Source organism: Jannaschia donghaensis (genome assembly GCF_001403795.1).
In the GTDB taxonomy this organism is placed as follows: domain Bacteria; phylum Pseudomonadota; class Alphaproteobacteria; order Rhodobacterales; family Rhodobacteraceae; genus Jannaschia; species Jannaschia donghaensis.
The window spans coordinates 1,509,061-1,525,978 of record NZ_CXSU01000012.1; the positions used below are offsets into that span (position 1 = coordinate 1,509,061).

General features: G+C 63.1%; 17 protein-coding genes and 1 tRNA gene. 4 read left to right on the plus strand and 14 right to left on the minus strand.

Translation table 11 applies throughout. The annotated features are described in order from the left end of the window. Window positions 1-479 precede the first annotated feature (479 nt). The 4 genes from JDO7802_RS18090 to JDO7802_RS16675 all read right to left on the minus strand — a co-directional run bounded on the left by JDO7802_RS18090 (window position 480) and on the right by JDO7802_RS16675 (window position 5,650). Window positions 480-2,270, minus strand: coding sequence for a site-specific integrase (locus JDO7802_RS18090; RefSeq protein WP_144430661.1), 1,791 nt, complete (start codon window positions 2,268-2,270; stop codon window positions 480-482). A 340-nt stretch (window positions 2,271-2,610) separates the two neighbouring features. After that, window positions 2,611-2,685: transfer RNA gene (locus tag JDO7802_RS16665), tRNA-Gln, on the minus strand. A 72-nt stretch (window positions 2,686-2,757) separates the two neighbouring features. After that, window positions 2,758-4,893: a methylmalonyl-CoA mutase gene (gene scpA / locus JDO7802_RS16670; RefSeq protein ID WP_055087038.1), complete on the minus strand. Its 2,136-nt coding sequence runs from the start codon at window positions 4,891-4,893 to the stop codon at window positions 2,758-2,760. Further along, complete coding sequence (locus JDO7802_RS16675; RefSeq protein ID WP_222836416.1) at window positions 4,850-5,650, minus strand: hypothetical protein; 801 nt, start codon at window positions 5,648-5,650, stop codon at window positions 4,850-4,852. The genes scpA and JDO7802_RS16675 overlap by 44 nt, the downstream gene beginning before the upstream one ends. A gap of 309 nt (window positions 5,651-5,959) precedes the next feature. Here JDO7802_RS16675 and JDO7802_RS16680 point away from each other — a divergent pair, with 309 nt between their 5' ends. After that, on the plus strand, window positions 5,960-6,418 hold the full coding sequence (locus tag JDO7802_RS16680; RefSeq protein ID WP_055087040.1) for a DUF4174 domain-containing protein: 459 nt from the start codon (window positions 5,960-5,962) through the stop codon (window positions 6,416-6,418). A gap of 31 nt (window positions 6,419-6,449) precedes the next feature. Here the strand turns inward: JDO7802_RS16680 and JDO7802_RS16685 are convergent, their stop codons facing one another. The 9 genes from JDO7802_RS16685 to JDO7802_RS16715 form a co-directional block, all read right to left on the minus strand. Continuing rightward, window positions 6,450-8,468, minus strand: a complete 2,019-nt coding sequence (locus JDO7802_RS16685) for an acetyl-CoA carboxylase biotin carboxylase subunit (protein ID WP_055087041.1) — start codon at window positions 8,466-8,468, stop codon at window positions 6,450-6,452. A 108-nt stretch (window positions 8,469-8,576) separates the two neighbouring features. Then, on the minus strand, window positions 8,577-8,771 hold the full coding sequence (locus tag JDO7802_RS16690) for a YMGG-like glycine zipper-containing protein (RefSeq protein WP_055087042.1): 195 nt from the start codon (window positions 8,769-8,771) through the stop codon (window positions 8,577-8,579). A 460-nt stretch (window positions 8,772-9,231) separates the two neighbouring features. Beyond that, window positions 9,232-9,615: a hypothetical protein gene (locus JDO7802_RS16695; RefSeq protein WP_055087043.1), complete on the minus strand. Its 384-nt coding sequence runs from the start codon at window positions 9,613-9,615 to the stop codon at window positions 9,232-9,234. Between the two features lie 78 nt (window positions 9,616-9,693). Then, a complete protein-coding gene (locus JDO7802_RS18345) occupies window positions 9,694-9,837 on the minus strand; it encodes a hypothetical protein (RefSeq protein ID WP_187298169.1) in 144 nt (47 codons plus the stop codon). Window positions 9,838-10,161: 324 nt separating this feature from the next. After that, complete coding sequence (locus tag JDO7802_RS18730) at window positions 10,162-10,290, minus strand: hypothetical protein (protein ID WP_275934864.1); 129 nt, start codon at window positions 10,288-10,290, stop codon at window positions 10,162-10,164. A 115-nt stretch (window positions 10,291-10,405) separates the two neighbouring features. Next, a complete protein-coding gene (locus tag JDO7802_RS16700) occupies window positions 10,406-10,768 on the minus strand; it encodes a DUF6497 family protein (RefSeq protein ID WP_144430663.1) in 363 nt (120 codons plus the stop codon). Between the two features lie 20 nt (window positions 10,769-10,788). Next, the gene (locus JDO7802_RS16705; RefSeq protein WP_055087045.1) at window positions 10,789-11,052 is read right to left on the minus strand and encodes a DUF7218 family protein; all 264 of its coding nucleotides are present in this window, start codon (window positions 11,050-11,052) and stop codon (window positions 10,789-10,791) included. A gap of 48 nt (window positions 11,053-11,100) precedes the next feature. Continuing rightward, window positions 11,101-11,460, minus strand: a complete 360-nt coding sequence (locus JDO7802_RS16710) for a hypothetical protein (RefSeq protein WP_055087046.1) — start codon at window positions 11,458-11,460, stop codon at window positions 11,101-11,103. Beyond that, window positions 11,457-12,989 carry an acyl-CoA carboxylase subunit beta gene (locus tag JDO7802_RS16715; RefSeq protein WP_055087047.1) on the minus strand — a complete coding sequence of 511 codons (1,533 nt, stop codon included), beginning with the start codon at window positions 12,987-12,989 and terminating at the stop codon, window positions 11,457-11,459. The genes JDO7802_RS16710 and JDO7802_RS16715 overlap by 4 nt, the downstream gene beginning before the upstream one ends. A gap of 234 nt (window positions 12,990-13,223) precedes the next feature. Here JDO7802_RS16715 and JDO7802_RS16720 point away from each other — a divergent pair, with 234 nt between their 5' ends. From JDO7802_RS16720 to JDO7802_RS16730, 3 genes are read left to right on the plus strand one after another with little or no spacing between them, the layout of a single operon-like run. Further along, a complete protein-coding gene (locus tag JDO7802_RS16720) occupies window positions 13,224-14,438 on the plus strand; it encodes a multidrug effflux MFS transporter (protein ID WP_055087048.1) in 1,215 nt (404 codons plus the stop codon). Window positions 14,439-14,486: 48 nt separating this feature from the next. Further along, window positions 14,487-15,866: a helix-turn-helix domain-containing protein gene (locus JDO7802_RS16725; protein ID WP_055087049.1), complete on the plus strand. Its 1,380-nt coding sequence runs from the start codon at window positions 14,487-14,489 to the stop codon at window positions 15,864-15,866. A 46-nt stretch (window positions 15,867-15,912) separates the two neighbouring features. Further along, entirely contained in the window at window positions 15,913-16,371 is a 459-nt protein-coding gene (locus JDO7802_RS16730; RefSeq protein ID WP_055087050.1) for an SRPBCC family protein, read from the plus strand. 36 nt (window positions 16,372-16,407) lie between these two features. Here JDO7802_RS16730 and JDO7802_RS16735 read toward each other — a convergent pair. Continuing rightward, window positions 16,408-16,918, minus strand: a 511-nt coding sequence (locus JDO7802_RS16735) for a thermonuclease family protein (RefSeq protein WP_055087051.1), incomplete at its 5' end; no start/stop codon positions are given.

Genomic DNA, 16,918 nt, shown 5'->3' on the forward strand with positions numbered 1-16,918 from the left:
TTAAGGGCGCCCCGGTCGTTGTTGTGGATATCCCCGTTTTCCCGGCGGCGTGGTGGAGCGGCGCAACGCTCCCGGACCGAAGATCCTCCCGAGGCCACCCGCCTGCATTGAAGATGCGGCGGCGGAACAGCTCTTCCCCTTCGGTCCGTTAAGAAGAGCGAACCCCGGTCGAACTAAGCGCTGCGCCTGAACCTACTAGACATAAGCAAATCTCTGCGAGATTTCCTTATGTCTCTCCGGTGAAGGGGACTGCTGCGCTCCCCTTTCAAAACCCCAAGCTGAAGGGACCCAGCCCCTTTTAAAACCCTCGGGAGGATCGCGCCGCTTCGCGATGCAAGCCCCTGCCCCGACCAGCAGCCTGCTGGACCCGTTCGCCTCCGGCCTACATTTTCGACTACCGTCCCGATTTCGTTTCTCCCCGTAGTGAAATAGCCAGTCAGTAATCATTTCGACATGGGCGTGTTCTTTGATCTGACAGGTTAGAACCAGTCGGGAAGACTGTTTACGACTTCAGTCAGCTTGGCGAGGTCGACCTTCTTCGTGTATCGGCCATCTGTTTCTCCGTGTGGGGTATGACCAACTAGGGTAGTGACGAACAATTTCGGAATATTTGGATCATGACGAAGCCGGGTGACTACGGTGTGCCGGAAGGAATGGAACGTCTTTCGCCGCCCGCCGTCCCCGAGCACGCAGTTTTTGGACTCGGTCCACTTCTTGTATAGGTTTCCGCCGAAGGTCTCGTTTACCGATTTCGGCGCGAGTTCTGGAAAGAGGTCCACCTCTCCCTCAATCCGCAGCCGCGCGACGTATTCTAGAAGCCCGAGATCGATAAGCCTGCGATGAAGCGGGATGTCTCTTTCTGCCGCTGGATTCTTGAGGCGTCGGTTGCCGTTGGGTTGAAGACGAAGGAAAGGGATCGGCCCACTATCGTTGACCTCGGCCAGCTTCATGCCCATCAGCTCCTCGCGACGTGCCCCGCTGTACGCGGCGAGAAGCGGCCCCCAGTAAAGGCCATCCTGAATGATTTCGCATCCTGGCAGATTACGACGACCGGCACTTTGGCATCCTTTCCAGACCGTGTGCCGAGACAACGCGGCAAGGTCCTCCTCCGTGAACGGTTCCCGAACGGAACGTGCATCTCGTCGATCGGTCGCCCTCAGATCGCTCAGATAGAGATCTTCGGCCGGACGCATTCCTCGACCTCGCGCATATTTCAACAGCTTCTGAAGATGGCCGATGTTCCGATTGATCGTGTTCGCGGCAAGACCCACTTCGTCGTCCGGCAAATCCTCTCCACGTTCGATCAGTTCGCTGATCGAACGATCGCGATCAGCCTTGCTCCGACCATAGACCTTCGGGAGACACGCCAGCGTATCGACGTAATGGCCGCAGTCGGCCTGTGTCAGATCGCACATCGGCTTGTCCCCTGTGATCTCGATGAACTGAGCGAGAACTTGTCGGGTCTGACGACGATCCTTGGCGACGGACTTCTCGGCCGCGTCCGTCGTCGCAGGAGGAAATAACTTGCCGATCATGGCGTCGGCAATCTGGCTGAGAAATTCGCGGTCATCCCTTGCTTCAGGCACTGCTCTGATAACGGTTTTTGAACTGTTTACTTCGCATGGCTGCGGACCCGGGATTGCTCTTGAACCTTCCGACCAAGCACCGCCACCAGGGGTATCGGCATCCGACATGGGTGCGACCGAAGCACGTGCACCGTTCGGTGATGTCAATGAAAGGGAACTTGCCGTCCCGCCGAGGCCAGTTGCCCGCCCTATGTTACCCTCTCGAATTCCGACACCGGGACTGATCATTGGACCCGTAGCCCGAACACGATCCATCGTGCTTAAAGCTTCAGCCTGGCCGGACAGATGAAGGCATTGAAGCAATCTTGTTTCGCGATCATCGGATGGATGACGACCGATAGTTTGCAAGGTCGCGCGCTCAACTTCAGCCCTCTGCTTCGGACATGCGATCCAATCCACCAATCGCCCAAGCTCTTGTCCTACAGCTGCGATCTCTTCCGGGTCGTAGCCTTCTTCCCATAGCCGTCTTTCATCATGAGCGAGAAGGATTGCCGCCGTCCCGCGAGCCGAAACAATTTCCATCGCAGCTCGACGGACACGCTCCGAAGACGCACGGGCGATCCAATCACTCGGAGACTGATCCAGTGGTTCCGCATACCTCTCCGCACGGATACGCGAAATCTCGGCCGTCACGATCGCGGCGAGGAAGCGCTGGGCTTCGGTATGGGAAAGGTGTCCGTTCATTACCTGAGCAAGATACACCTCGGACCTCCATGTGAGGAGAGAGGCGAGCCCAAGACATGTGGATAGCTCCCGTGTCCGCAAACTAACTTGCAGAAATTTATTACTTTTTTCTGCCCGCTTGCGGCACGCGCCGCCGCCAGACGTAGACTGCTCCGCGCCGTTGAACATATGTCGGTAGCCGCATCTGACGTTCTCCCATGGGGAGGTCATCGAAGACGTAAGATGCGCAGGATCGGTCGGCTGTATCGCACCCGTGTCTCACACCCATGAATCGCAGTGCGGTGTTCTGGGACCGACAGCGGCCGTTTTTCCGATTATTATCAGAGACCTAAAGAGAGATTGGCTGGGATGGTAGGATTCGAACCTACGACCTGCGGTACCAAAAACCGATGCGCTACCACTGCGCCACATCCCAACCGTGGGGCCGAAATAGTGGACCACGGATCGGGCCGCAAGGGAAAAATCCGCCCCTTGCAGGCCCGGTTGGTCAGGTCCGCGCGGTGCGGATCAACGTCAGGATGTCGACCGCCGCGGCGGGAATGTTCGTCCCCGGTCCAAAGATCGCAGCGACACCGGCATCCATCAGAAAATTGTAATCCTGTTGCGGGATGACGCCCCCGCAGATCACGATAATCTCCCCTGCCCCGGCGGCGTTCAGCGCCTCGATCAGCTTGGGCGCAAGCGTCTTGTGCCCTGCCGCCTGACTGCTGATCCCGATGACGTGCACATCGTTATCAATGGCATCCTGCGCGGCCTCTTCGGGCGTCTGGAACAGGGGGCCGACATCCACGTCGAATCCGATATCGGCAAAGGCTGTGGCGATAACCTTGGCCCCGCGATCATGTCCGTCCTGCCCCATCTTCACCACCAGCATCCGGGGGCGTCGACCTTCGATCTCGGCGAAATTTTCCACGTCCTTCTGGATCGCGGCGAAATCCGTGTCGCCTTCGTACGCTGCCCCGTAGACCCCGGCGAGGGTCTTCACCTCCGCCCGGTGACGTCCGAAGACGTTTTCCATCGCGGTGCTGATTTCACCGACGCTCGCCCGGTGGCGCGCCGCCTCGACCGCCGCCGCCAGAAGGTTGCCGCCGTCACGCGCGCGCCGCTCAACTTCGGCCAGTGCCGCATCACAGGCCGCCGGATCGCGCTCATCACGCATCCGCTTGAGACGTGCGACCTGGCTTTCGCGCACCGCGTCGTTGTCGATGCTCAGGATGTCGATCGGGTCTTCCTTGTCCTTGCGGTACTTGTTGACGCCGACGATCACCTCTTCGCCCTTGTCGATCATGGCCTGTCGGGTCGCCGCCGATTCCTCGATCCGCAGCTTGGGCATGCCCGAAGCCACGGCCTTGGTCATACCACCCATTTCCTCGACTTCCTCGATCAGGTTCCACGCCGCTTCCGCCATGTCGTGGGTCAACTTTTCGACATAGTAGGACCCGGCCAGCGGATCGACGACATTGGTGACGCCGGTTTCTTCCTGCAAGATCAACTGGGTGTTGCGTGCGATGCGGGCCGAATGGTCGGTGGGCAGGCCAATCGCCTCGTCCAGCGAATTGGTATGCAATGACTGCGTCCCACCCAGAACCGCGCTCATCGCCTCATAGGCGGTGCGCACGACATTGTTGTACGGGTCTTGCTCCGCCAGGCTGACGCCGCTGGTCTGGCAATGGGTCCGCAACATCGACGACTTGGCACTCTTCGGCTCGAACTCCGCCATGATCCGCGACCAGAGCAGGCGCGCGGCCCGAAGTTTCGCGGCCTCCATGAAGAAGTTCATGCCGATGCAGAAGAAAAAGCTCAGGCGCGGGGCGAACCGGTCGACATCCATACCGCGCGCGATGGCCGTCCGCACGTATTCACGGCCGTCGGCCAAGGTGAAGGCCAGCTCCTGCACCAGGTTCGCGCCCGCTTCCTGCATGTGATAGCCGGAGATGGAGATGGAATTGAATTTCGGCATCTCGTCGGCGGTGTATTCGATGATGTCCGCGATGATCCGCATCGAGGGTTCGGGCGGATAGACGTAGGTGTTGCGGACCATGAACTCCTTAAGGATGTCGTTCTGGATCGTGCCCGACAGGGCCGCACGATCGACGCCCTGCTCTTCCCCCGCGACGATGAAACTCGCCAGGATCGGGATGACCGCGCCGTTCATCGTCATGCTGACCGACACCTTGTCCAGCGGGATGCCGTCGAACAGGATCTTCATGTCCTCGACCGAGTCGATGGCGACGCCGGCCTTGCCCACATCACCGACCACGCGGGGGTGATCGCTATCGTAACCGCGGTGCGTCGCCAGATCGAAAGCGACGGACACGCCCTGCTGACCACCCGCAAGCGCGCGCTTGTAGAACGCGTTGCTTTCCTCGGCGGTGGAAAACCCCGCGTATTGCCGGATCGTCCATGGGCGACCGGCGTACATCGTGGCTTTCACCCCGCGGGTATACGGCGCTTCGCCGGGCATCGTCCCCGTGTGTGTCACATCCGACAGGTCGGACGGACCATAGACGGGGGTGACGTCGATGCCTTCCAGCGTCTTCCAGGTCAGATCGTCGACGGACCGGCCCCGAAGCTCCGCTTCAGCCAGTTGCGCCCATCGCTTCTTGTCGTCGGTCTCGGCCATATCTCGGTCTCCTGTCGCGGAACGGCCCCTCTGCGGGGGATGTCGTTGCGGGGGTCTCCATTTCGATCAGGCCGTCCGCGCCATCGCGCAGCCAGGCAAGATCGTCGTCATATCGGCCGCGAAGCGACGCACGCTCATCCGGCGAGAACGGCGCGTAATGACCCGCCACATCGGGCAACCGCGTCACACACCCTTCGTCCAGCAGGCGCGCCTGCAGCGTAGCACAATCGGGCGATGCGTTGAGCCGAGCCACGTTGCGAACCTGCGGCACTTCGCCCGTCAGGCGGTGTACCGCGGCGTCGGCGCGTGTGGCCATATCCTCGTGCGTCCAAACCGTCAGCCGGGCGTGCGGCAGGGCCGCCGCGACATCGGTGACGACCGCGCGCCAACTGCGCCGGGTCCGCAGCACGGCATCCAGCGTGGCACGATCGGGCGCCGCGAAGCCGCGCGTCATCAAACAGGCGAAGGCGCTGGTCCACCAGGCGTCGGGACTGCGGATCGAAAGCACGACATGATCGATACCAGGAATGGCGGCGGCCACCCGATCCAATCGCGTGGTGACCGTCGGGTAAAGTCTGCACAAAAGCAGGTTTTCCCGAAGCCCGCCCAGCAGATTTTCGTCGCTGAGCACGATGCGATGCGTACCTACCGTGGCCAATTGCGCGCGAAGCATCGCGATGCGGCCCGCTGCGCGGTGCGCGCGCACATTACGTCGCGCGTCGATGCGGCCCGGGTCGCCCCCGATTCCACCCAACATCCCGCCCCGCGTGCGATCCGGCCCCCACGTCGCGATACCCCGCGCGGCAAGATATTCATCGTTCCGGCGTAACAAATGCTGGACGGCAGTCGTCCCGGTTCGGTGCGCGCCCAGGTGCAGCGTAACGGGGGGAGTGGCAGTCAAATGTGGCATGTCGGATCCCTTCATGAACCCCGCCGTCCTACACTCAAAGCCCCTGACACTTGGTTAAATGCGACATTCACGCCAAATTCGCGGCAATGCGACATGCGGTCCTTCGTCAATGGCCGAACCCCGCCTATATAGGGTGAAACAATTCGGACGGTGAACATGCGCCCAACCCTGACCGCGACTTTTGCAGCCCTGACCCTGGCCTGGCCGGCATTCGGTGCCGATGCGCCAACCCTTGCGGACCAATGGCGCGCCGACCCCGGACAAGTCTTCGACGCCGCCGAGATCGATATCGACGAGTTGCAGTGGATCGCCCGGCCCGTCGTCGTCTTCGCCAATTCGCCCCGCGACCCGTCGTTCGAGGACCAGATGGTAGAGCTTCTGCGCGACCTGCCGGAACTCATCGCCCGCGACGTGATCATCATCACCGACACCGACCCGGCCAATCCATCGGCCCTGCGCACCAAACTGCGCCCGCGCGCGTTCATGCTGGTGCTGATGGGCAAGGACGGCGAAGTGAAGCTGCGCAAACCCCTGCCCTGGACCGTGCGGGAATTGTCGCGGTCCATCGACAAGATGCCCATGCGCCAGCGGGAGATCGGCCGCGACCGGCAGTAAACTCCGGTCGGCGATATTGGCGTCGCAGGTCTCACTCGAATTCCAGGATCACGTCATCCACGGCAAGGCTGTCGCCCGCCGCCGCATTTACCTTCGACACCACGCCCCGCTTCTCGGCGCGCAAGATGTTCTCCATCTTCATCGCCTCCACGACGGCCAGCGCCTGACCTTCCTGCACCTCATCGCCCTCGGCCACGTCAACCCGCACGATCAGGCCCGGCATCGGGCATAGCAGCAGTTTTGACGTATCGGGCGGCAGCTTCTCGGGCATCAAGGCAGCCAATTCCGCCTGACGCGGCGTGCGCACGTTGACCTTCAGGTCCGCGCCGCGTGTGCGGATGCGGAAGCCCTGGCTGATCTTGCTGACCTTCAGAACGATGACCTCGCCCGACACGGCGATGCGGGCCAACATGTCGCCGGGGGTCCACAGACTCTCGCAGCGCAGGATCTCCCCGTCGATCGTCACGTCGGCCCCGTCGCGGTCCGCGTCGATCGTGGCCTCGAAACGGTGACCACCCAGCGTGACGACCCAGTCGGCCCCGACCTTGCGTTCATGGTTGTCCATCCGTCCCGACACGCGGGTGCGGCGAATTTCGGCGACGCGGTGCATCGCGGCACAAGCAGCGGCAATGCGCTTGAGATGCACCTCCGCCAGGTCGACACCGTTGAAACCGTCGGGAAACTCCTCCTCGATGAAGGCGGTCGTCATCTTGCCCGCGACGAATTTCGGATGGTCCATCACCGCACTGAGGAACGGAAGGTTGTGGCCGATCCCTTCCACCTCGAACCCGTCCAGCGCGTTGCGCATCCCTTCGATCGCAGCCGCACGGTCTGGGCCCCAAGTGCACAGTTTGGCGATCATCGGGTCGTAATACATGCTGATCTCGCCGCCCTCGAAAACGCCGGTGTCATTTCGCACGACCGGGGCGCTTGGCACCACGCCCGGCTGATACTCCGGCGTTTCGGCGGGCGGGCGGTAGCGGGTCAGACGACCGATGGACGGTAGGAACCCGCGGTACGGATCTTCTGCATAAAGCCGACTTTCCATCGCCCAGCCGTTCAATGTCACGTCGTCTTGTCCGAAGGACAGCGTTTCGCCATAGGCCACGCGGATCATGTGTTCGACCAGATCGACCCCGGTGATCAGCTCCGTCACCGGATGCTCAACCTGAAGCCGGGTGTTCATCTCCAGAAAATAGAAGTTGCGGTCCCCGTCGACGATGAACTCGACCGTACCCGCACTGGCGTATCCGACGGCATGTGCCAGGGCGAGCGACTGCTCTCCCATCGCCTTGCGTGTTTCGGGGTCGAGGAACGGCGACGGCGCCTCCTCCACGACCTTCTGGTTGCGCCGCTGGATCGAGCATTCCCGCTCCCCCAGATAGACACCATTACCGTGCTTGTCGCACAGGATTTGGATCTCGATGTGGCGCGGCTGGGTGACGAACTTTTCGATGAACATGCGGTCATCGCCGAAACTGGCCTTGGCCTCGTTCTTGGACGCCTGAAACCCTTCGCGGACCTCGCTCTCATCCCAGGCGATGCGCATGCCCTTGCCGCCGCCGCCCGCACTGGCCTTGAGCATGACCGGATAGCCGATTTGACCGGAAATCTCGATCGCCTCGTCCGCGTCCGCGATCAGGCCCATGTGGCCGGGCACCGTGCTGACGCCGGCCTCCTGCGCGATCTTCTTGGACGTGATCTTGTCGCCCATGGACGTGATCGCGCCCTTGGGCGGGCCGATGAAGGCCACGCCCGCCGCCTCCAGCGCTTCGGCGAACTTGGGATTTTCGGACAGGAAACCATAACCGGGATGGACCGCCTCTGCCCCGGTCTGTTTTACGGCGTCCATGATCTTGTCGATCACGATGTAGGATCGGTTCGCCTGAGGCGGGCCGATGTGCACCGCTTCGTCCGCCATCTTCACATGCAGCGCATTGCGATCCGCGTCGGAGTAGACAGCGACCGTCGCGATGCCCATCCGCTGCGCCGTCTTGATGACCCGGCAGGCGATTTCGCCGCGGTTCGCGATCAGGATTTTCTTGAACATGGTCCCTCCCCCGCCGGTCTGACGCCGGCTCCGAATACGAAAGGGCCACCCGGTCGGTTGACCGGGCAGCCCTTGATGGTGGTGCAGTGCCCCTTGCGGGGCGACAGATCAGAAGTCGTTGGACAACGCGCCGCCGGCGGCGCCGATTCCGGCCCCCGCGATGCATTTGCCGTCGCTGACGATCTCGCCGACGGCACAACCGACGACGCCGCCGATGGCAGCACGCTCAAGGTCGGTGCCGGCGTTGCAGGCCGACAGGCCGGCAACGAGGACGAGAGCGGGAATGATGAATTTGCGGTGCATGGAAAATCTCCGGATTGTATCGTGCGGTGGTATGACGATTGCGGCCCCTGTGCGGAACCGCAATATCGATCGGATTGGCGAATAGACCCAGCGTTCTTCAGGTCCGTGGACCCGCAGCAGACTGCGCCCACAAAGGCGAACGTCCTGCTGGACGGTCGGGAATTTGAATTGGCTCCTGCTCGGTCTTTTCTTTTTTGTTTAGCAGAGCATACCCGGATCCGATCCATCGACAAGGCGAAAGAAAGTCCGGTCGCCGGGTTGGCTCGAAAGCCGGCCCGCCGACCGGACAGGGAAGGGGTACGTTTCCACTCACGATCGAACGGATGGTCATGGGGAACATCCGCAGGTGACCGCAATCGGACCGTGCGCCCTGCGTCCACCATGGCAAAGCGCCACGGACCGACCCCGCGCCAATCGGCACAGGTTCGCGCAAGTCTGGAAACAATCGGCGGGAACACGCTCAATCGTCGACCCAATCGTCATCTTCGGATGGGGCAGACGACGCGAAGACATCCGGAAAACTTGCCTCGGCGGCCTTCAGGTCGACGCGAAGCAGGGCCTCGTAATCAGCGGGGTCGAACGGATCCTCGGCTGGCAGCACCTCGCGTCCGAACAACCACGACAGGCGGCCGGCATCCAGATTGCCCCGCTCGAACGGGGCGTCGCCGAAATACTCGACCAGTGCTTTCAGGAACGCTGCGTCGGCCTGGCGGTCCACCGACTTGCGGTCCCGGAACCGCTCGCGTCGAGTGATCGCGGTCACACCCTTGGGATTGCCGCGGCGAATGGTGAACTGGAAATCAGATCCGGTCAGACGACCGGGAAAGCCACGGTGCTTCAGCATGCGCGCACCTCCGAAGATATGCGGTTGCGAAACGGGGTGGAATTCAGGGCGGGGTCTGCCCCCCGCCCTGATATCGTATCAGAACTTGCCGGTGACGGGCTGGACCACGACGGGGGCCGGCTCGACGATAACGATTTCTTCCGGCTCGGGGTTCGAGAGGAAGCAGCCCGACAGGGCCGAAAGCGCGGCCACGGCCACGGTGAGTTTGAGGATGCTCGACATCTTGGTCTCCTGACGTTGACGGGCGACGCCGGGGGTTCAATCCCGGCGTCGCCCGTGATGACAGCCACGTTGGTGCGGCCTGTGGAAAACCTAACAGAACAATTCTCGTCCCGATATGCCTGCCTCAGAAATGCCCCAGTTGCGGCAAGGTCTTGTGTCGCCCCCGCACCAATGCCGGCAGACAGCCGGATTGCGTCGAATTCGTGGACGACCTTCAAGCGGATCTTCGCTTGAAAAACGGCCAGACCCACACGCATGCAGGGGTCTGGCCGTGTCCAGGCCGACGCGCGGCCGGGAATTTCCCGACCGCCCGTCGAAGGGTCGTCAGAACTTGGTCGAAACGGGCTCGGGCTGGACGGGCACGATGATGACTTCTTCTTCGGCGGGTGCGCCACAGGCGACCAGCGTTGCGGTGACGCCCAGGACGGCGAAGGCTTTGACGAACGTTTGCATTTTTCTCTCCAATTATGCGGGGTGACATGGCAGAATCGTTTGCCATCCCCAGCGGACGCCAAAGTGCAGGTCCGCGTCGCGTCCCACAAGCGTCTGATTTGCAAAAGCGTCTGCATCAGAAATCAGACGGCGAACATTCGCCGTTTTCGATCGTATAGACGCCGAAATACTGGGTGGCCGCCGCGTCCGTGGTGCCCCGCGCGACGGGCCGGTCCATCAGGGTGACGACCACGGTATCGGCACGCGCCGCCGGAAGACGCGCCACGGGGATTGCGTGCGTCGTACAAAGCCAGTCCAGATCGGTGAAAGCCGCATCGGCGTCGACGGTCCCGCCGTCGCGCGCGATCTGCGGGGCGATGAATCGGAACACGGCCTGCGTGCCCGCCCCCTCGACCCGTTCCCAGACCACTTCCCACAGGACCAGCGGCTGGCCCGACGGCAGGGCATTCTGCGCCGCAGCCATTCCGCCCCACGACAACGACAATGCCGCCGCCAAGATCAGGCGGCGCGCAATGCCTCGATTAGCTCGTCCTTGGTCATGTCCGAGCGTCCGTCCACGTCCAGCTCCTGCGCGCGGTGATACAGATCGTCCCTGCGCCACTTCTCGTAGGGGGGCGACTTGCCGCCCTTCTCGGATGGCGACATGTTTTCGTTGGCCTGAGCATTGGCGATCCGGGCCGCCTTCTGCTTGGATGCGCCATCCTCGCGCAGGGCCTGATAGGTTTCGTCGTCCTTGATGCTGGGTCCGTGATCCTTGGGCATAAGTTTCTCCTTTCGGATCGAACGCCGCATCTCTCCAACTTGTTCCCGTCATCGGTGACCCGCCGATTTCAGCCAGGCTGCACGCGTGGCCGGATCGGCAAGCATCGCCGCGATCCGCCCCGGCACATCCGTTGGCATCCGCCCCGCAACCGCGCCGCCCGCACGAACCGCCACGCCCTGCGGCCCTCGCGTCACCGACACAATCGGTGCGAAACCCCGCAGGCGCTGCAACATCCGCCAAAGGTCCTGACGCACGGCATGGGCCAGCCGCCGTCGCCCCATGTCCGGCAACCGCGTCTCGGCCGCCACGTCCCAAGCGATCGGCAGCCGCCGCGCCAGGACGAAGGTCGTCCCGTCGTCCCAGATGTGCCAGCCACGTTTGTCCGAACTCCATGATCCGTCCCTCAAAGCGGGATCAGGTCGTGCTTGCGCCAGGGCCGGTCCTGCCGCTTGCTGCGCAGGGACGCAAAGGCCCGTGCGATACGCTTGCGACTGGCCGAGGGCACGATGACCTCATCGATGAAGCCCTTCTCAGCCGCGACGAACGGGTTGGCGAAGCGGTCTTCGTAATCGGCCGTCCGCGCCGCGATCTTCTCGGCATCGCCCAACTCGCTGCGGTACAGGATCTCAACCGCGCCCTTGGCCCCCATCACCGCGATTTCCGCCGTGGGCCAGGCATAGTTGAAATCACCCTTCAGATGTTTCGACGCCATCACATCATAGGCCCCGCCATACGCCTTGCGCGTGATCAGCGTCACCTTCGGCACCGTCGCTTCGCCATAGGCGAACAGCAGTTTGGCCCCGTGTTTGATGACGCCGCCGTATTCCTGACTGGTGCCGGGAAGGAACCCCGGCACATCGACCAGAGTCAGCAGCGGAATTTCGAAGGCGTCGCAAAACCGCACGAACTTCGCCGCCTTGCGCGAGCTGTCGATATCCAGACATCCGGCCAGGACCATCGGCTGGTTCGCCACGACACCAACGGTGCGCCCTTCAATGCGGATATAGCCGGTCAGGATATTCTTGGCGAAATCGGGCTGGATCTCGAAGAAATCGCCTTCGTCCGCCAGCTTTCCGATCAGCTCCTTCATATCGTAGGGCGAATTCGGATTGTCCGGGATCAGCGTATCAAGGCTGTCCTCGATCCGGTCTGGGCTGTCAAAAAACGGCCGCACCGGTGGCTTCTCGCGGTTCGACAGCGGCAGGAAGTCGATCAGGCGGCGCGTCTCGGCCAGGGCCTCGACGTCGTTCTCGAACGCGCAATCGGCGACGCCGGATTTGCGGGTGTGCGTGGCGGCCCCGCCCAGCTCCTCGGCCGTGACGACTTCGTTCGTCACCGTTTTCACCACGTCCGGCCCGGTCACGAACATATAGCTGCTGTCGCGCACCATGAAGATAAAGTCGGTCATCGCCGGCGAATACACCGCACCGCCCGCGCAGGGCCCCATGATGACGCTGATCTGCGGGATGACGCCCGATGCGTCGATGTTGCGCTGGAAGACTTCGGCATAACCGGCCAGCGACGCCACGCCTTCCTGAATGCGTGCGCCGCCGGAGTCGTTCAACCCCACGACCGGCGCGCCGTTCTGCACGGCCATGTCCTGGATCTTGCAAATCTTCTGCGCGTGGGTTTCCGACAGCGACCCGCCGAAAACCGTGAAATCCTGCGAAAAGACATAGATGAGCCGTCCGTTCACCGTGCCCCACCCCGTAACGACACCGTCACCGGCGGGGCGGTCCTTTTCCATGCCGAAGTCGGTGGCGCGGTGGGCGACGAAGGTGTCGAACTCCTCGAACGATCCTGCATCCAGCAGCAGCTCGATCCGTTCGCGCGCCGTCAGCTTGCCCTTGGCATGCTGCGCCGCGATCCGCCTCTCACCTCCGCCCATCCGGGCCTGTTCCCGACGGGTTTCCAGCTCGCCCAGAATATCCTTCATGCCGCGTCCTCCGTGTTGGGTCCGGTCTATCGGTTGTGCCACAGCGCCGAAAGAGCGATATGGAATATTTGCAAATCACTCGATGAACATGCCGGAGTATTTGCAAAGCTGCGAAGGTTCTCCGATGCCTGGTCGCAGGGGGCGATCGCCCCACCTTTGGTCTGACCGCGCTGCACACCCGCCTGTGCATCGACGGGGGCAGACAGCGACATCCTAAAGGCGTAGCGCACGACCATGACCATTCTGACGGAACCACAGGCGACCGCCACGCGGACGCCACCGCATATCCTGACGCTCGTCGCCCTGGTGGGCACGTCGACGCTTGCGATGAACGTCTTTCTGCCCTCCCTACCCGCGATGGCCGAATATTTTGCCGCCGACTACGGGCTGATCCAGCTTTCGGTGGGCCTCTATCTGGGGGTGAACGCGGTCCTGCAGCTGTTCGTCGGCCCCATCTCGGACCGATACGGCCGGCGCCCCGTCATCCTGACCGGAATCGCGCTGTTCCTGTTGGCCACCGTCGGCTGCCTGATGGCCACGACGGTGGAATCCTTCCTGTTCTTCCGCATGGCACAAGCCGCGATCGTCGTGGCCATGGTCCTCAGCCGGGCGGTCGTCCGTGACCTCTATCCGCAGGACAAGGCCGCCTCGATGCTGGGCTACGTCACGATGGGCATGTCGATCGTGCCCATGATCGGGCCGGGCATCGGTGGCGTCCTGGAATCGCAATTCGGCTGGCAGTCGAACTTCTGGCTGCTGCTCATTGTCGGCGCGGCCCTCTGGCTGCTGACCTACATTGATCTTGGCGAAACCGCCCCAAAGGCTGGCGGCACCTTTCGCGATCAGGTTCGCCAGTATCCCGAACTCCTTACGTCCCGGCGGTTCTGGGGCTATTGCGCCGCGTCGGCCTTCGCGTCGGGCGCATTCTTCGCCTATCTGGGCGGCGCGCCCTTCGTCGGAACTCAGATTTTCGCCATGACGCCCGAGACGCTGGGCTTGTTCTTCGGCGCGCCCGCCCTGGGCTATTTGATCGGAAACGGCATTTCGGGGCGCTTTTCGCAGCGGGTCGGGATCGACCGGATGATCCTGATGGGGGCCGTCGGCCAGGCGTCGGGCCTGTCGCTGCTGACCGTGCTGACCCTGGCGGGCTTCCAGACCCATTGGGTTTTCTTCGGCTTCATGACCTTCGTTGGCCTTGGCAACGGCATGGTCATTCCGAACGCGACGGCCGGGATGCTGTCGATCAAACCGCATCTGGCCGGCACGGCGTCCGGTCTGGGCGGGGCGATCATGATCGGCGGCGGCGCGGCGTTGTCGGCCGTGGCGGGCTGGCTGCTGGGCTTTGGCGGCGGGGCCCTGCCGCTGGTCCTGTTGATGGCTGCATCGGGTCTCTGCTCGGTCGTGGCGATCGCGCTGACCATCCGACGCAATCGACAAATCGCGGGCTGACACCGGATTGCAAAGGCTGCTAATCCCCTTTGCAAAGGGGGACCAGGGATGGCTGTACGTAAACTCTACGCCGGGGCCAAGCTGCGGGAGGTGCGAACGCGCATCGGTCTGACGCAGACCGACTTCGCCGTCCGCCTTGGCATTTCCCTTCCGTATCTGAACCAGATGGAGAACAACAACCGCCCGGTCTCCACCGCCGTCGTTCTGGCCCTGGCGCGCGAGTTTGGCTTCGACGTGACCGAACTTGGGGCCGGAGACGACGAACGATTGGTGTCCGACATGCGCGAGGCACTGGCCGATCCGGTCTTCACCGATGCCGTGCCGATGGCCGACCTGCGCCTAACCGGGGCCAACGCCCCCGCGCTGGCCCGCGCGTTCCTGACCCTGCACCGCGCCCACCGCGAAGGGGCGGAGCGTCTTGCATCCCTTGACGCAGCACTTGGCTTATCCGGAACTCTTGCCCCCTCTCCTTGGGAAGAAGTGCGAGACTTCTTTCACTATTGCGATAACTACATCGACACCGTCGATCGCGCGGCCGAGGCTTTTGCGACGCACCTCGGTCCCGACCTGGACACCGGCCTTGCGACGTGGTGGTCGGATCGAAATGTCGCCGTGACAGTCGCGGATGCGCCGCGCCTGCGTCAATACGACCGCGCTGCGCGTCATCTGTCGCTGTCGACCCGCGCAAGTGCGGCGACGAACCGATTTCAGCAACTGCATCAAGTGGCCCTGAATTCGCAGGCCGACCTGCTCGACGCAACGCTCGATCTGGCCCGGTTCAGCAGCGACGATGCCCGCGCCATCGCCCGAACCGGCCTTGCCAATTACTTCGCCGGGGCCGTGTTGATGCCTTACGAAGCGTTTCGCGCCGCCGCCGATGCTATGCGCCACGATCTTGAACGCCTGGCCCGGCAATTCGGCGCCTCGCTCGAGCAGGTCGCCCATCGCCTGTCCACGCTGCAAAGGACGGGGGCCAAGGGGGTGCCGTTCTTCTTCGTCCGCGTGGATCAGGCCGGGCAAATCACCAAACGCCATTCCGCAACGCGCCTGCAATTCGCACGCTTCGGCGGGGCCTGTCCGCTTTGGAACGTCCACGCGGCCTTCGCCACGCCGGGCCGGTTCCTGCGCCAATTGGCGGAAACGCCCGACGGGGCGCGTTATTTCTGCCTGGCGCGCGATATCTCCAGCTCCGGCGGGGCGTTCGGCGCGCCGACCCGCCGCCACGCCATCGCCCTTGGCTGCGACGTGCGGCACGCGCCGCGGATCACCTATGCGGACGGATTGGACCTGTCTGCGACGTTCGAGCCAATTGGCATTTCCTGCCGCATTTGCGAGCGCGTCGCGTGCCATCAGCGCGCGGTTCCGCCGCTGGAACGTCCGTTGAAAATCGACCCGGACGACCGTGGCTTGCTGCCTTACGACTTGTAACGGCGTGCCGCATCTGGCCTCTATGAGTGGAACTTCGGAGGACGCCATGGAACTGACGGGAACCCGCACGATCGCCGCCCCGCGCGAGGTGGTCTGGGCCAAACTGAACGACGCGGGCACATTGCAGGCCTGTATTCCCGGCTGCGAAGAATTGACCGGCACACCCGAGGACGGGTTCCAGGCGGTGGTCAAACAGAAAGTCGGTCCGGTGAAGGCCACGTTCAAAGGGGCCGTGACCCTGTCGGACGTCGTGCCGCCCCAAAGCTACCGCATTGCAGGCGAGGGCAAGGGCGGCGTCGCAGGCTTTGCCAAGGGCGGCGCGGACGTCACCCTGATCGAAGTGCCCGAGGGGACGGAGCTGACCTATGCGGTCGACGCCAAGGTCGGTGGCAAGATCGCGCAGCTCGGTTCCCGCCTGATCGACAGCTTCGCGGCGAAGATGGCCGATGCGTTCTTCGAGAATTTCAAGTCAGAGGTCGAGGGCGCGGACGGCCGGGAAGACTGATCCAAGTCAACGTCGCCCCGTAAGGCGCTGATACGGCTAAGATCGGGTCCGCCGCCATCCGGCCGCCCGCGCATCGGCTTCGCTGCAAAACCACCGCTCGCCGCTGCGTTCCGCGATGCGGGTCCGGGCGTAGTAGCGATCTCCGGGCAGGTGATAGATGCGGCCATTGTCGCTGATGTTGCCCTTGATCGAGCACGGCCCCGCCGAAGCGTCATCGGTGTTTCGCACGGCACGCCGCTGCGCGCGCCAAGCCGCCGGATCCATCATGTCATAGGCCCAAAGACCGCGCGCGTTCCGCTTCGCGTCCCGTTGCTCGTTCAGATAAGTCCGGTTGTCGCGGTAGACGCGGGCCAATCCACGGCGGACGAGGTCGGCGTTCACGTCGACACCTCCGACGTGACACGTCGCCAGGGCGCGGTCGTAGCGATCCGTCGCCGTGACGTGGCATTCCGCCATCCGCCCTTCGTAGAGCGCACGGGTGGCCGCCGTCGCCAACGCACCGCAGCGGATGGCCACCCCCGTCCGGTCGGTGCAGGTCTGATCCCCC

Bases quoted from the DNA above. Each gene is read 5' to 3' on its own strand.
- JDO7802_RS18090 (WP_144430661.1), bottom strand. From the start codon at position 2,270: ATGAACGGACACCTTTCCCATACCGAAGCCCAGCGCTTCCTCGCCGCG.
- scpA (WP_055087038.1), bottom strand. From the start codon at position 4,893: ATGGCCGAGACCGACGACAAGAAGCGATGGGCGCAACTGGCTGAAGCG.
- JDO7802_RS16675 (WP_222836416.1), bottom strand. From the start codon at position 5,650: ATGTTGGGTGGAATCGGGGGCGACCCGGGCCGCATCGACGCGCGACGT.
- JDO7802_RS16680 (WP_055087040.1), top strand. From the start codon at position 5,960: ATGCGCCCAACCCTGACCGCGACTTTTGCAGCCCTGACCCTGGCCTGG.
- JDO7802_RS16685 (WP_055087041.1), bottom strand. From the start codon at position 8,468: ATGTTCAAGAAAATCCTGATCGCGAACCGCGGCGAAATCGCCTGCCGG.
- JDO7802_RS16690 (WP_055087042.1), bottom strand. From the start codon at position 8,771: ATGCACCGCAAATTCATCATTCCCGCTCTCGTCCTCGTTGCCGGCCTG.
- JDO7802_RS16695 (WP_055087043.1), bottom strand. From the start codon at position 9,615: ATGCTGAAGCACCGTGGCTTTCCCGGTCGTCTGACCGGATCTGATTTC.
- JDO7802_RS18345 (WP_187298169.1), bottom strand. From the start codon at position 9,837: ATGTCGAGCATCCTCAAACTCACCGTGGCCGTGGCCGCGCTTTCGGCC.
- JDO7802_RS18730 (WP_275934864.1), bottom strand. From the start codon at position 10,290: ATGCAAACGTTCGTCAAAGCCTTCGCCGTCCTGGGCGTCACCGCAACG.
- JDO7802_RS16705 (WP_055087045.1), bottom strand. From the start codon at position 11,052: ATGCCCAAGGATCACGGACCCAGCATCAAGGACGACGAAACCTATCAG.
- JDO7802_RS16715 (WP_055087047.1), bottom strand. From the start codon at position 12,989: ATGAAGGATATTCTGGGCGAGCTGGAAACCCGTCGGGAACAGGCCCGG.
- JDO7802_RS16720 (WP_055087048.1), top strand. From the start codon at position 13,224: ATGACCATTCTGACGGAACCACAGGCGACCGCCACGCGGACGCCACCG.
- JDO7802_RS16725 (WP_055087049.1), top strand. From the start codon at position 14,487: ATGGCTGTACGTAAACTCTACGCCGGGGCCAAGCTGCGGGAGGTGCGA.
- JDO7802_RS16730 (WP_055087050.1), top strand. From the start codon at position 15,913: ATGGAACTGACGGGAACCCGCACGATCGCCGCCCCGCGCGAGGTGGTC.